The organism is Vibrio anguillarum, from assembly GCF_003390515.1.
GTDB classification, from domain to species: Bacteria; Pseudomonadota; Gammaproteobacteria; order Enterobacterales; family Vibrionaceae; genus Vibrio; species Vibrio anguillarum.
In genome coordinates, this window is sequence record NZ_CP031479.1 from 592,975 (window position 1) to 607,731 (window position 14,757).

11 protein-coding genes are annotated in these 14,757 nt (G+C 45.1%); 3 read left to right on the forward strand and 8 right to left on the reverse strand.

Annotated features, from left to right (window positions below; genetic code table 11):
• Window positions 1-121: 121 nt before the first annotated feature.
• On the reverse strand, window positions 122-2,164 hold the full coding sequence (gene prlC, locus DD616_RS06820) for an oligopeptidase A (protein ID WP_094125857.1): 2,043 nt from the start codon (window positions 2,162-2,164) through the stop codon (window positions 122-124).
• A gap of 205 nt (window positions 2,165-2,369) precedes the next feature.
• On the opposite strand from prlC, the gene DD616_RS06825 reads away from it, so the two are divergent.
• Window positions 2,370-3,209, forward strand: coding sequence for a 23S rRNA (adenine(2030)-N(6))-methyltransferase RlmJ (locus DD616_RS06825; protein ID WP_013855685.1), 840 nt, complete (start codon window positions 2,370-2,372; stop codon window positions 3,207-3,209).
• A 110-nt stretch (window positions 3,210-3,319) separates the two neighbouring features.
• Window positions 3,320-4,678, forward strand: coding sequence for a glutathione-disulfide reductase (gene gorA / locus DD616_RS06830; protein WP_208872110.1), 1,359 nt, complete (start codon window positions 3,320-3,322; stop codon window positions 4,676-4,678).
• A gap of 112 nt (window positions 4,679-4,790) precedes the next feature.
• On the opposite strand, the gene DD616_RS06835 is transcribed toward gorA, so the two are convergent.
• Window positions 4,791-5,555 carry a substrate-binding periplasmic protein gene (locus DD616_RS06835; RefSeq protein ID WP_013855665.1) on the reverse strand — a complete coding sequence of 255 codons (765 nt, stop codon included), beginning with the start codon at window positions 5,553-5,555 and terminating at the stop codon, window positions 4,791-4,793.
• A gap of 189 nt (window positions 5,556-5,744) precedes the next feature.
• Window positions 5,745-6,641: a response regulator gene (locus tag DD616_RS06840; protein ID WP_013855664.1), complete on the reverse strand. Its 897-nt coding sequence runs from the start codon at window positions 6,639-6,641 to the stop codon at window positions 5,745-5,747.
• A gap of 97 nt (window positions 6,642-6,738) precedes the next feature.
• Here DD616_RS06840 and DD616_RS06845 point away from each other — a divergent pair, with 97 nt between their 5' ends.
• A complete protein-coding gene (locus DD616_RS06845; RefSeq protein WP_208872111.1) occupies window positions 6,739-7,488 on the forward strand; it encodes a chromosome partitioning protein ParA in 750 nt (249 codons plus the stop codon).
• Window positions 7,489-7,522: 34 nt separating this feature from the next.
• Here the strand turns inward: DD616_RS06845 and DD616_RS06850 are convergent, their stop codons facing one another.
• From DD616_RS06850 to DD616_RS06870, 5 genes are all read right to left on the reverse strand, one after another.
• Window positions 7,523-8,449, reverse strand: a complete 927-nt coding sequence (locus DD616_RS06850; protein WP_208872112.1) for an SPOR domain-containing protein — start codon at window positions 8,447-8,449, stop codon at window positions 7,523-7,525.
• A gap of 166 nt (window positions 8,450-8,615) precedes the next feature.
• The gene (locus DD616_RS06855) at window positions 8,616-9,554 is read right to left on the reverse strand and encodes an ABC transporter permease (RefSeq protein ID WP_010319654.1); all 939 of its coding nucleotides are present in this window, start codon (window positions 9,552-9,554) and stop codon (window positions 8,616-8,618) included.
• A gap of 2 nt (window positions 9,555-9,556) precedes the next feature.
• Window positions 9,557-10,534 carry an ABC transporter permease gene (locus DD616_RS06860; RefSeq protein ID WP_013855660.1) on the reverse strand — a complete coding sequence of 326 codons (978 nt, stop codon included), beginning with the start codon at window positions 10,532-10,534 and terminating at the stop codon, window positions 9,557-9,559.
• A 199-nt stretch (window positions 10,535-10,733) separates the two neighbouring features.
• Window positions 10,734-12,290: an ABC transporter substrate-binding protein gene (locus DD616_RS06865; RefSeq protein ID WP_026027967.1), complete on the reverse strand. Its 1,557-nt coding sequence runs from the start codon at window positions 12,288-12,290 to the stop codon at window positions 10,734-10,736.
• 108 nt (window positions 12,291-12,398) lie between these two features.
• Complete coding sequence (locus tag DD616_RS06870) at window positions 12,399-14,114, reverse strand: dipeptide ABC transporter ATP-binding protein (RefSeq protein WP_019281822.1); 1,716 nt, start codon at window positions 14,112-14,114, stop codon at window positions 12,399-12,401.
• Window positions 14,115-14,757 lie beyond the last annotated feature (643 nt).

A 14,757-nucleotide genomic window follows, 5' to 3' on the forward strand; every position in this document is an offset into this window, starting at 1 on the left:
GATTATAACCTCAAATCGCGGCAAGATGCTCGTCTCTATCACATTTTTCTGGGTATTCAAAAATGAAAAGCCCACCGCAAAGGTGGGCTAATTCGAGCTTCATCGCCTTTCAAGCGCGTGACTACGCGGCGATCCCCGCATGACGCAGCAACGCATCAATTTGCGGCTCGCGGCCTCTAAAGCGTTTAAATAGCTCCATCGGCTCTTCACTACCACCCATTTCAAGGATGTTGTTCAAGAAACTTTGCCCAGTCTGTGGGTTAAAAATTCCCTCTTCCTCAAAGCGAGAAAACGCATCCGCCGAAAGCACTTCTGCCCATAAGTAGCTGTAGTAACCTGCGCTGTAACCGCCAGCAAAGATGTGGCTAAAGCTGTGTGAGAAACGGTTCCATTCAAGGCTTGGTAACACGGCCACTTTCTTTTTCACTTGGGCGAGAGTTTCCAACACTTGCGGGCCTACTTCGGGATCGTAAGTGGTGTGCAAGGTGAAATCGAACAAACCAAATTCAAGTTGACGCAAAATAAACATCGCTGACTGGAAGTTTTTCGCCGCGAGCATTTTATCGAGCATTTCTTTCGGTAGCGGTTCACCCGTTTCGTAATGACCTGAAATAAACGCTAACGCCTCTTCTTCCCAGCACCAGTTTTCAAGGAACTGACTTGGCAGTTCAACCGCATCCCACGGCACACCGTTGATGCCAGATACCGCACCCACTTCAACTTGAGTCAACATGTGGTGGATCCCGTGTCCAAACTCATGGAACAAAGTGACCACTTCATCATGAGTAAATAACGCAGGTTTATCACCGATTGGGCGATTAAAGTTACAGGTCAAATAAGCCACTGGTGTTTGTAGCTCGCCATTTTGAGTGATACGGCGGCCACGGCAATCATCCATCCACGCGCCACCACGCTTATGTTCGCGTGCATACAGGTCGAGATAGAAGCTGCCACGCAGTGATCCTTTCGCATCAAAAATATCGAAAAAACGCACCGATGGATGCCAAATATCAACCCCAGAGCGCTCTTTGACGCTCATGCCAAATACGCGGTTGAGTACTTCAAATAGGCCGCTCACCACTTTCGACTCTGGGAAATAAGGGCGCAGCTCTTCATCTGAAATATCAAACAAGTGCTGTTTCTGTTTTTCGCTGTAGTAAGCGATATCCCACAACTCTAGCGTGGTCACGCCAAACTCTTGCTGCGCAAATTGACGCAACTCTTCGACTTCACGCTCACCTTGCGGTTTCACTTTGGTGGCTAAATCATTTAAAAAACCTAACACTTGATCGGGCGTTTGCGCCATTTTGGTCGCCAGTGATTTTTCACTGTAGGTATTAAAACCGAGCATACGGGCTATTTCATGACGCAGTTTGAGCTTCTCAGCGATGATTTCGCTGTTATCCCACTTGCCCGCATTTGGCCCGCGATCCGAGGCACGCGTAACATACGCTTCATAAAGCTCTTTGCGCAGAGCTTGGTTATCACAATAAGTCATCACTGGCAGATAAGAAGGAATGTCGAGCGTTAATAAATAACCATCGAGCTCTTTGGCTTGCGCCGCCGCTTGTGCAGCTGCTAACGCCGATTCTGGCATGCCCGCTAATTGATTGGCGTCGGTAATGTGCTTGGTCCAGCCCATCGTGGCATCCAGTACGTTATTAGAGAACTTAGAACCCAACTCAGATTGACGTTTACTGATCTCGCCGTACCGTTTTTGCTCTGCCAATGGCAAGCCGATACCCGATAGCTCAAAATCACGCAGTGCATCATTGATGGTTTTTTGCTGCGCTTGAGAGAGCGAGGAAAAAGTATCGCTGGCTTTCATGCTCTTATAGGCTTCAAACAGGCCTTTATGTTGCCCAACCCAAGTGCCGTATTCAGACAGCAGCGGCAAACAGCTTTCGTACGCATCACGCAGTTCATCGCTATTGAGCACGGAATTAAGGTGGCTCACTGGCGACCAAATGCGGCTTAAGCGATCATCCACCTCTTCAATGGGTGCAATCAAGTTTTCCCACGTTGGGGTGCTATTGCCAGCAAGGCGTTTTTCAATTTCGGTGCGGCAATCTTCTATCGCTTTCTCAACCGCAGGCTTCACATGCTCTGGCTTAATGGCGGAAAACGGCGGTAAATCCGTGAAAGTGAGAAGTGGATTAGACATAAAACATTCCTTTTAAGTTAAGACGCGCCTGCACGTTGATGCATTTCTCTGCAACAGTCACTGATTGTTTCACGGCAACCGTCGATTTTGTTTATCTGAAATAGTAAATATAGGTAGGTTCAGCAATTTTCAATAGTGGCGTATAATCAGCCAATACGTTTGATTGATGAAACACACTCCATTTGGGGTGTTTTGAGAGCCTATTTTGCTAAGTTATCGCCACAGTTTTCACGCGGGCAACCACGCGGATGTATTAAAGCATATCGTACAAAGCCTTATCCTCAATGCATTACAGCAAAAAGAGAAGCCTTTTGTTTATCATGACACCCACTCTGGCGTGGGCCGTTATGACTTGACCCATGAATGGTCAGAAAAAACCGGTGAATATAAACAAGGGATTGCTCGTATTTGGCAACAAAATGTAACGCCACCCGCCATTCAAAGCTACCTTGAGGCAGTAAAAGCACTCAATGAAAGCGAAGAGTTACGCTACTACCCCGGCTCACCGCGCGTAGCGCGTGCTCATCTACGCGCGCAGGATCGTATGGTGCTCACTGAATTGCATCCGAGCGATTACCCTTTGCTCGAGCAAGAGTTCCACCGAGATCGTCAGGTATCGATTTACAAAGAAGATGGTTTCCAACGCTTAATCGGTAGCTTGCCACCGAAAGAGCGTCGCGGCTTAGTGTTGATCGATCCCCCTTACGAATTGGCCAAAGAGTACAGCGATGTCGTAAGAGCCATTGCCCAAAGTTATAAGCGCTGGGCGACGGGTATCTACGCCATTTGGTATCCCGTAGTGAATCGCGACACCATTGATGACTTGCTTGAAGGGCTGGCAAGCCTCGGTATTCGCAAAATCTTACAAATTGAATTGGGCGTGTCGCCAGACACCCATGAACGTGGCATGACCGCTTCAGGCATGATAGTGATTAACCCACCGTGGACACTGGAAGGGCAAATGCAGGAAATTTTACCGTTTCTTCAGCAAGCGATTGCCCCGGTAACCGGTCATTTTAAAGTCGAATGGGTTGTACCAGAATAAACTGACCCAATCTATCAAAGAAGTAGAGAACCTTTTTCGCCTTGCTATGGTTGCCAACACCGTACAAAACCAAGGTCAAATAGGATGAAAAAAGAATAATGGAGAAAGTAATGACAACGCATTTTGATTATATCTGTATCGGTGGTGGCTCTGGTGGTATCGCTTCAGCGAACCGCGCGGCAATGTATGGTGCGAAAGTCGCACTGATTGAAGCCAAAGACCTTGGCGGCACTTGTGTCAACGTCGGTTGTGTTCCGAAAAAAGTGATGTGGCATGGCGCGCAAATTGCTGAAGCAATGCACCTTTATGCCAAAGATTACGGCTTCGATGTCGATGTCAAAGGATTGGATTGGTCAAAACTGATTGAGAGCCGCCAAGCGTATATTGGCCGTATTCATCAATCATACGACCGCGTATTGGGCAATAATAAAGTGGAAGTGATCCGCGGTTTTGCACGCTTCGTTGATGCAAAAACCGTAGAAGTAAACGGTGAACACTACACAGCAGACCATATCCTGATTGCCGTTGGCGGACGCCCAACGATTCCGGCGATCCCAGGGGCACAATACGGCATTGATTCCAATGGTTTCTTTGACTTGACCGAACAGCCTAAACGCGTCGCGGTTGTGGGCGCAGGTTATATTGCGGTTGAAATCGCGGGCGTACTCAACGCACTCGGCACTGAAACGCACCTTTACGTGCGCAAAGAATCACCACTGCGCAGCTTTGATCCCATGATCATCGAAACACTCACTGAAGTCATGGCGGCGGAAGGCCCAACATTACATACTCATTCAGTGCCAAAAGAAGTGATCAAAGAAGCCGATGGCAGCCTGACTCTACACCTTGAAAATGGCCAAAGCCAAAACGTTGATACGCTCATTTGGGCAATCGGCCGCCACCCAGCAACCGATGCGATAAACCTAGCAGCAACGGGTGTGGCAACCAATGCACAAGGCTATATTAAGGTTGATGAGTACCAGCAAACCAACGTCGCGGGCATTTACTGTGTCGGCGATATCATGGAAGGCGGTATTGAACTCACACCTGTTGCCGTCAAAGCAGGCCGTCAACTTTCAGAGCGCCTGTTTAATGGCGAAACCGATGCGAAGATGGATTACAAACTGGTCCCGACCGTGGTCTTTAGCCATCCGCCAATCGGCACAATTGGCCTCACCACGCAAGAAGCCCAAGCGCAATATGGCGAAGAGAATGTCAAAGTGTATACCTCTAGCTTCACGGCCATGTACACCGCCGTCACCTCTCACCGTCAACCATGCAAAATGAAACTAGTATGCGCTGGCCCTGAAGAAACTGTTGTTGGCCTACACGGCATCGGTTTTGCGGTTGATGAAATGATTCAAGGCTTTGGCGTAGCCATGAAAATGGGCGCAACCAAGGCCGATTTTGATTCAGTTGTGGCAATACACCCAACGGGTAGTGAAGAGTTTGTTACCATGAGAAACTAAATATATTCTTTATCGTAAAACAGCAGCGAGTCATAAGCCGCCTCGCTGCTGTTTAAATTACGAATAGATATATCGCAATGAAATATAAAAATAAAAAGTAATATTCCTCAATCTACTCTTTCTGAATTGGGGCTTCTAAGTTATAAGATTCGTATATCCTAGTAATCTCTCCGGAACGACGCATTTCAGCTAAAATATTCTCTAGCTGATCGATATACTGATAGTTCGCCGATCGTTTAGGCACACTAAAAAAACGACCATTTAGGTAAATATTTTTATAACTTATTTTCTTTAATTTAGGGTCATTTTCAAAAAGATTAAGCCCATGCTGTTCAGAGGTGATAGCAAGATCGATGCGACTAGCCTCTAGCATATTGATAATTTGTTCTACGCTAGTGACAAAACTGATTTTTAATTTGTCTGTATTTTGGTTAAATTGGTCACTATAAAAACTGCCATTGAGTGCACCAATAACAAAACCTCGGCTGACAATTTCATCAAAACTATTTGCATCAATATCCGAGTTCGTCCGAGTAAAATAAAACACCTCTCTTTCACCATACCCCATTAATAATGGGTGAAGAAACTGTTCTCTCTCTTCATCCATAGAGTGCAGAGGAATAAGATCAACTCCACCCTGTGGAGCGACACCAATGGTTCTTGCCCAAGGAACTTTTGTCCAATGGACTTTATGCCCCAACTTAAGAATAACCTGGTTAATCACATCGCCACCAGGGCCTTTACACTCACCATTTTCAAAATAAAGATAGGGCTTTCTATCTCGGCAATGCCCCTCCCACGTAACATTCGCTAAAAGTGGGGCTGACATAAATAGGCTTAAGCAACCAATGATGAATATCCGTATAAACTTTATCATATCGCTTCCTTTAATTAATCAATTAATCCTAATGTTAAATACTTTTAGGAATAACTTAAATATAGTCACTAAGTGGCAATTTTGCTTATATCTCATGAATAACGGCTCATCAATATCATCTAAGAATATACCCAGTAGCAAAAATCATCCTGTCATAAAGATAACCTCAGAATATGCTCTTAAAGATGATTAAAATCCCACCAAAGTAATTTTCCCTTGGGCTAACGCCCCCATTTGGCAGGAAAAATCGACCCGTTTATCCGCTTCTTTGGCAAATAGGGTTTCGAGCTTTTCAAACGATTGAGGGATAAAACTGATATTTTTTAACTTCAAGCTTTTGCGGGTTTGATTATCAAGAAACGCTAATGCGGAAGCACTTAATATTTTCTGGCAAGTATCGAGAATATCCTTACTGACCATTTTGCTGTGTACCGCTTGTTGTAGCTGCTCTTTGGTAATGCTGGGGTTGCCTTTAGCAAAGACACAAACGGCGTAGATATCAAGCAGTGCCACCGCGCGCGGCTTTTGCGTTTCGCCATCTTCATAGACTGCCATCAAACAAGGGATTTTACTCTCATCAAACGATTGGCGACGAATATTATTCAGCACGATATCAGCACCTACCGCTCTTTTTAGCAGCTTCTCTAGCTGCGAAAGCTTTGGTAAAGCCAACTCATCTTGCAGCTCAACCATTTCATCTAATTCAATGCAGCTCTCTTCCGCTCCTTGTACTAAAGGAAGCAACTTTTGGTGTAGTTCACCATCGTCAAACGGTTTCGATAACACAAACGACGCTCCAGCTTCAAGCGCCTGTTTGATTTGTTGCTCATCGGCCACCGTGGTGAGCATCGCCACTTTTATCCCGAGCTTACGTTTGGTTATCGCTTGTGTCAGCTCCAGCCCCGTCATGCCGGGCATATGCCAATCTGTTAAGACAATATCCGGCTGCCAACTGCCAATCAGCTTGAGTGCGGCCTTACCATTGTCTGCCTTTTGAATGGACAAACGTCGGTAGCCAAACGCCTCTAAGGCTCGTCTGACTATTTCAAGTGTCGCTTTACTGTCATCAACAATGAGAATCTTCACAGCACATTTTTCTATGACCTAACTTGTTCAAAGTATAGGCACATTTTTTTACAACAACTAAACTTACCTGAAAATACAGCAACAAAAGTGGGTTTATGTGATGCCAATACAAGAGTTCCTCACCGAAAAGGTTTTATCGCTCTTAGCGATCGATCTCGGGCTTATTATCTTGTTGGCTTGGTTTTTTATCCTACTGCTGATCCTGCGTGAATTTAGGAAATTTGCGCATGGTTTTACTCGTAATAAAAGTGATAGCGATGAAGGCACGCTTCATTTATGCCAACAATCCGTTGAAAATGCGTTGAACTACACCGCAGAGCATAGCTCGACTCTGAATGATTTAATCATCATTCAAAAAGCGCTCGAGCAACAGGTTTCTCTCATCAAAAATTCCTCTTCTCAGGGCATTAGTGCAGAAGATCAGGCTTCAATTGATGAGCTCAATGAGAAATTGAGTAAATCGCATAAGTTGATCCGCAAACTGAAAGGCGATCTCGATAAAAGTGTGAAAGGGCTACGAGTGACTCGTAAAAAACTCTTTGCTCAAACTGATACCGTTGACAGTTTGAAAGAAGAAAAAGCCACTATCGAAAAAGAGTTTGAACAGTTAGAAGCGGAATACATCAAGATCAGTAAAGCGGGTGATTTCTACGAAATGGAAAAAAATTATCAAGCCGAGAAAAAAGAACTACTAGAGACCATTGAGAAATACAAAGAGCAAGCCAAACAAAGTGGCACTTCTGTCGATGTCGAAGCGATGAAAAAACAGTTGTATCACATCAGTAAAGAAAAAGATTTTATCGAACAACGCTATCTACAGTTACTCGAAGAGGGAAAGAAAGAGTAGCGCTGCCGCCATTTCTGACGGCAAATTGAGACACTTATTTAACGCAAATCACATTGAGTAATGAGGAACCTTTCAGTTGACTGACTTTGCCGTTGGTAAAAAGCCCTTTTTGCGACCATCCCCAATAAGGTAAGTGCATTGGCCATTGGTTACTGTCCATCTGTTTTGAATCCAAAAGGCGTTGCCACTCTTCTTCCGTTACCAAGCGCATCGCCATTTTTTGGCAGGTTTTTTCTGCCACCTCATAATTTAGGCGGCTCCATGCTAGACCATGTTCCATATAGAACTGTTCATCACTCGAACGTAAATGAGGCACCACAAACTGCAAACCGTTTGCGGTGGTGCTCAAACGAATTTCAACCGCTGGCGGAACATTAAGAGCTGGCGCTTTGGTTGATGGTTTCGTTGATAATGGCGAACTCGCCATTTCCACTTGTGGTTTCGGTAAAGACTTTTTGGTGATTTGTTTTGCGGCAGACGTTGCTTGAGCGGAAGTTGTCTTTTTTATCGGCGAGCTAGACTGTGGGCGCCCTTTGACAACCTCACGAATGAAAGCTTCTTTGTAACCGGGGATTTGCTGGATAAGAGGCAGTTCTTTTTTTACTTGCTCATAATCAGTATAAGGACCGATTAAGCAACGATACGTTTTCGCTTCTGGTTTTAGCCATACATCGGTAGAAATATGGGCATAAAATGCTTTGGCTTTCAGCAAAGATAATGGCTTATTTAGCACGCCACACTGAATCCAAAAAGTGGATGATTGCCCTTTGGGCTTTTTCTTTCCCCATAAACCTTGCCCTATTGGGCATGCTTTATCAAGAATGGGCAGCTGATCGACAGAAGCTTGAGTCGCATCACAAAGAAAATCTTCCGCCCAAGCGGGTTGAAATAAAGCCAGCGACGCCAACACCGTTAGGCTTGATGTCACACACAGGGTCGTTTTCCGCATCAGGGTCATCATATTGAGTCCATATACTTGCTTAATAGTAGTGACAACATTACCGATTCAATGTTCCCTAGTTCAATGGATTTGGGTTGGGTATAACAAAAATACTAGCAAAAAAAGAGCCGCATTTGACGGCGGCTTTTAGTTTAGGGATTTTCTTTAGCAAAAATCAATTGCCACATCACCCTTTGTAAATTTTTGGGTTAAAAACATCGCGTAGCCAGTCACCCAACAGATTGATCACCAACACTAATGTGACTAGTACAAAACCAGGGAAAGCCGTAATCCACCAAGCGCCAGAGAAGATGTAGTTAAAGCCCATGCTAATCAAAGCACCCAATGATGGCTGATCGACTGGCAAACCTAAGCCTAGGAAAGAGAGTGCCGCTTCAGACATGATCGCATTGGCAATTTGTACAGTTGAGATAACCAAAATAGGCGATAAACAGTTAGGTAAAATATGGCGAAACATGATGCGTGGCGATTTAAAACCCATCACACGAGCCGCTTCCACATACTCTTTTTTCTTCTCGGCGAGCACTGACGCACGAATTGTCCGCGCGTATTGTGGCCACTCAGCCACGCCAATAATCACCACCAGCATCACAACCGCATACTGACTATAAAATTCACTCCCAAAACTGGCTTTGAAAATTGCCGAAACAATGATCGCCACCATCATGGTTGAAAACGATAGCTGTACATCGGCAAAGCGCATCAAAAAGCTATCAATACGCCCACCAAAGTAGCCAGCAGAAAGGCCAATCACGATACCAAGTAGCAACTGTAAACCGACCGCCAAAAAGCCAATCGTCAGTGATAGACGCGAACCATACAGTATGGTCGACAAAATATCGCGCCCTTGCTCATCCGTGCCGAGAACAAAGCGCTCATCGGCTCCGTCCATCCAAGAGGGAGGTAATTCTGCATCCATCAGATCAATCGATGATAGGTCGTACGGGTTACTGGGGGCAATGAGTGGCGCAGCGACAGACAAAGTTAAGAATACCAAAAAGATGACGAAGCTGGTCATCGCCACTTTATCACGCAAGAAATAGTACAAAAAATCAGACTGTTTAAAACGCTCCCAACGAGATGGAGCAGCAGCAAATTGGCTCATGATTAAGCTCCTTTTCCAGTAAGGTTCACAGTCGGGTTAATCAGACCGTATAACAGATCGACAATGGTGTTGGTGACAACGAAAATCAGGCCAACGAATATGACGTAAGCGGTGATCAGCGGAGTATCAACTCGGTTGATCGCTTCAAGGAAAAGAAAGCCCGTACCCGGCCACTGAAAAACAGTCTCGGTTAAGATGGTGTAGGCCACCATAGTCCCAATTTGTACACCGCCGACGGTTAGCACCGGTAACATGGTATTTTTAAGGGCATGTTGGTAGTAAATTTTGTTCAATGCCAAGCCTTTAGCTTTAGCAAATTTGATGTATTCCGAGCTCAGCACTTCCAACATTTCAGAACGCACTAAACGAATAAACAGCGGCAGCATGATCGACGCCAGTGAAACACAAGGCAGCACCAAGTGCGCTAATCCATCAGCCGTGAAAAAGCCAGATTCCCAACCCAACCAATTGGCGGTTTCCCCTCGTCCATACGATGGTAACCAACCTAACGTGATCGAGAAAACGTACATCAACATAATCGCAGTTAAGAACACTGGGATAGAAATACCAATACTGCTGCCCGCCATCACCACTTTGGTAAAGAAGCTTTTAGGATGAATGGCTGTGTAAACCCCTAATGGAATGGAACAGACAATGATGATTACAGTCGCACCGAGCACAAGCTCTAACGTTGCGATTAATTTATCGAGAATAACGTCTACCGCAGGACGTTTGAAAAAGTAAGACGTGCCTAAATCACCCTGCACCGCGGCCGTAATAAAACGAGTATATTTGGCAATGAAAGGATCATTCAGTCCAAGTTCATCGCGCAGCGCTTGGCGCTCGCTTTCTGAAACAGACTGCCCAACAAGCTCACGCAATGGGTCGCCTAAGTTATCCTGAATGGCAAACGCCACCAGACTGATCACAAACATCACTATCAGTGCCTGAAACAGGCGCTTGACCAGAAACGAAAACATTCCTTGCCCCTTAAACTATCCATGATGGTTCTTTTTAAAATTGAATTAACTTTAATAGGAACGAAAAAATTCAGCCTAAAAAATGACACTCGACCCGACTGAAATAAAGCAAAGTGCGGAGATCTTAATAAGGCATCCAAGCGGATGCCTTGAGTGACTTAAGCGCCGCCCACATCACATGAGCGGCCAACTTAAGTAATTACTCGCTAACGACTAGGTCGCCGAAATAAGGGAATTCCATCGCGTTAACAATCGGTTTGATATCTAAAGTAGATTTCGCACCCCACGCTAGGTTTTGCCAATGCAGTGGAACAAATGCTGCGTCGTTGTACAAAGTCACTTCGACTTTTTGCAGCATCTGTGCACGTTTCGCAGGATCGGTTTCTACGTTTGCCGCTTCAACCAACTTATCCACTTCTGGATTTGAGTAGTGACCACAGTTGTACTGGCCTTTACCACTCTCTTCGTTACGTGTCATGGTTAAGAACTCGGTGAAGTTTGCTGAGTCTTCAGTATCTGAGTGCCAGCCAATCATTAGCAGATCCGCGGCGCACTTATCAAACTCAGGCCAATATTGCGCTTTTGGCATGGTTTTAAGATCAACCTTAATACCAATTTTCGATAACATCGCCGCTGCAGCTTGTGCAACTTTCGCATCGTTCACATAACGGTTGTTTGGCGCGATCATGGTGAGCGTCAGCCCTTTCTCATAACCAGCCTCTTTCATCAGCTCTTTCGCTTTTTTCAAATCAAAACGAGGCACAAGGTTCGCGTCATAACCAGAATAACCCGCTGGGCCTTGTTGGCCAGCTGCTGTCGCAAAACCTTTCATGATTTTGTCAACGATACCTTGGTTGTTGATGGCATGAACAATGGCTTGACGCACGCGAACATCTTTCAGTGCTTCATTGCTGTTTTGGTTCATTTGGAAGGTGATGATGCGCGTACCCGGTAAGGTCACAAGATCAATACCTTTGGCTTCTTCCACACGTTTATGATCGTTTGGCGCAACAGGTGCAATCATATCCACATCACCCGAAAGGAGCGCCGCAACACGAGTGGCATCTTCTTTAATCGGTACTAAGGTCAGTTTGTCTACGTTGCCTTTTGATGCGCTATCCCAATAATCTTTAAAGCGTTCAAATTCCACTTTTACGCCTTGTTCGCGGAAAGTCACTCTAAATGGGCCAGTACCAGAAACGTTGGTCGAAGCAAACGAGTTACCGTGCTTCACAATTTCAGATTTCTCTTTACCATCAGCCGCTTTGCCCGAATAGAACTTGCTGTCCATAGGGAAGATGTAGGTTGCGGTTTGCAGAACCAGCGGATAAGCGCCTTTGGATACGATCTCGACAGTGTAATCATCCACTTTGACCATCTTTTCATACGGTTCAAAAATAGCTTTGAAATCAGGAGAATCTTGTAAACGATCGAACGTCCAGACCACATCGTCTGCCGTCATTTCGTTACCTGAATGGAATTTCACCCCTTTACGCAGCGTAAAACGGAACGTTGTATCATTGACACGTTCCCATTTCTCAGCAAGGCGAGGTTCAAAATCAAATGTCTGGGTGTAACGAACGAGAGGATCAAACACCATGTGAGACATTTGTAGCGTACCACCAGATAGCTGCTCATGCGGGTCAAGTGACACTGGGTCAGCATCATAAGCGACGGTAATATTGGCCGCGCTAGCTGCAAAGCTTAAGCCTGCCGCCATCAAAGCTACTGTTAGTTTGCTTTTCATGGTTTTCATTGCATAACTCCTTATGCGGGAATCCAAATCCCTAGTTGTTGTAATTGCTTCTGTTTATTCATTCCAAGCACGCTTGGTCATGATATCTCTATCTGTAACTTTTTTGGCTTACGCCGTTACTACATCTTCTCTTAAGCCCGTAAACTCAGGCATTAAAGAAATCAAATGCTGGCTGTATTGGTGTTGAGGTGACTTAAACAACTGCTCTGTAGGGGCGACCTCCAGTAAGGTCCCCATTTGCATAACCCCGACACGATCGCACATTTGGCGGATCACAGGTAAGTCATGGCTGATGAACAGCATGGTCAAGTTGAGCTCATCTTGCAGATCTTTCAATAGGTTTAAGATCTGCGCTTGCACAGACACGTCGAGCGCGGACGTAGGTTCATCACAAATCAATAAGCGAGGACGCGTGGCGAGTGCGCGAGCAATCGAAATACGTTGACGTTGACCGCCGGAAAACTCGTGCGGATATTTCACTCCCGCCATCTTACCTAGGCCTACGTGCTCTAAAAGATCATGCACAATTTGCCGTGTTTCCGCTTCGCTACGGGTTAATTTATGAAAACGAATCGGCTCGGCAATGATATCGAAAATCTTCATTCTCGGATTCATTGAGGTATAAGGGTTTTGAAACACCATCTGCATCTGGCGGCGCATCGGACGGCGCTCGTTTTCCGATTTCAGCGCAGTAAGATCAATTCCTTCAAAACAGACTTTGCCTGAGTTTGGAGCGTACAGACCCGCAATCACGCGTGCGATGGTTGATTTACCGGAACCTGATTCCCCAACCAAACCAAAAGTTTCCCCTTCAAACACCTCAAAACTGACGTCATTTGAAGCTTGGACATATTCACGGCGACTTTCAAACAATGAGTCTTTGGTCGTAAAGCGTAAATTCACGTTTTCTACTGTCAGCAGTGGGCCTGTGTATTGGCGATTATCTTGGCTCTGACCTAACCAATGGTTTTTAACATCCAGTGGTTTTAACTCACTTGCCTCTTCGATATAGCTCACCAGCGGAAAGCGATCGAGTTTTTTATCTGAGCGAGGAACGGCGGAAATCAAACTGCGCGTATAGGAGTGATCAGGAGCGCCCAACACTTTAGCTGTCGGTCCAAATTCAACCAAGTCACCGCGATACATCACCGCGACGCGATCCGTCACATTCGAGACCACACCCATATCATGGGTAACCAGCATACAGCCAACATTGTTTTTAATGCATAGCTCGCGGATGAGGCTCAAGATTTGATCTTGAATAGAAACGTCTAATGCAGTGGTCGGTTCATCGGCAATAATAAGATCAGGTTCACCCGCCAGCGCAATGGCAATCACAACACGTTGACGCATGCCACCAGAGAATTGGTGTGGGTACTGCTTCAAACGGTTTTCAGGCTGAGGAATACCCACTTGCTTCATCAAAGAAAGTGCACGCTGATACGCTTCTTCCTCTGTCACTTTCATATTGGCGTGGATGGTTTCTGTCAGTTGATGTTCAACAGTAAATAGCGGATTAAGCGACGTCATTGGGTCTTGAAAAATAAAGCCAATTTTAGAGCCGCGAACTTGGCGCATCTGCTCAGGCGATAAGCCTGAAATCTTCTCACCATCTAAGAACACATCGCCACTGGCAATGAGACCGGGTGGGCTCAATAAATCGATAACCGCATTACCTACGGTCGATTTTCCGGCGCCTGATTCTCCCACAACCCCAACAATTTCACCCCGCTCGATATTAAACGAAAGCGATTTCACAGCAACGTGAACACCATGACGCGATGGGTATTCAATACGCAGGTTTTTTACTTCTAAAAGTGACATCCCAGACCTCTACGACTTGGGCAGTGTTGTGCCCTGTCTGTAACTACCTTTGAACAACAAAGCGTTCAAAGCCAGTAAAAATGAATCCATTCATACCAGTACAATATTCTGGTAATTAACAAGGCCATCAATTTGGCAAATATTTCACAGAAAAGCAACATCGATAGGATAAAAAGTCGATATCAAATCAAACCAAAGCAGTAACATCGTATTTTTATGCATCACATATGCATTAATCATTGGTATGACCAATATTCTAGCACGCAGTAATACACCCCAAAACATAGACGTTAAGCCTAAGAAAACGCCAATTTACCATGCATTCTAAAAAAGAATGCAGAATAAAATTTCAAATTATATTGCGGCATATCACGTAACACATTAGAAACAAAAACCAGAATAACCAACAAAATGCCAGACTAAAAACTAATGAAAAGACAGAAAAGCAGTGAATTCATCTGAACAGAAAATTTAGGGTTTAGCCTTTAAACATGATAATTCACTGACTTAATGAGATAGGAGTCAATAAGGAATCGAACATTGAATAGAGAGAATGGTCTTTCGACTGAGGCTTATTAAGATGGCCGGTGAAGAGCCCGGTTTTGAAGATCAGGCGAACCCTACTTTGGCTCTCATTACCTTG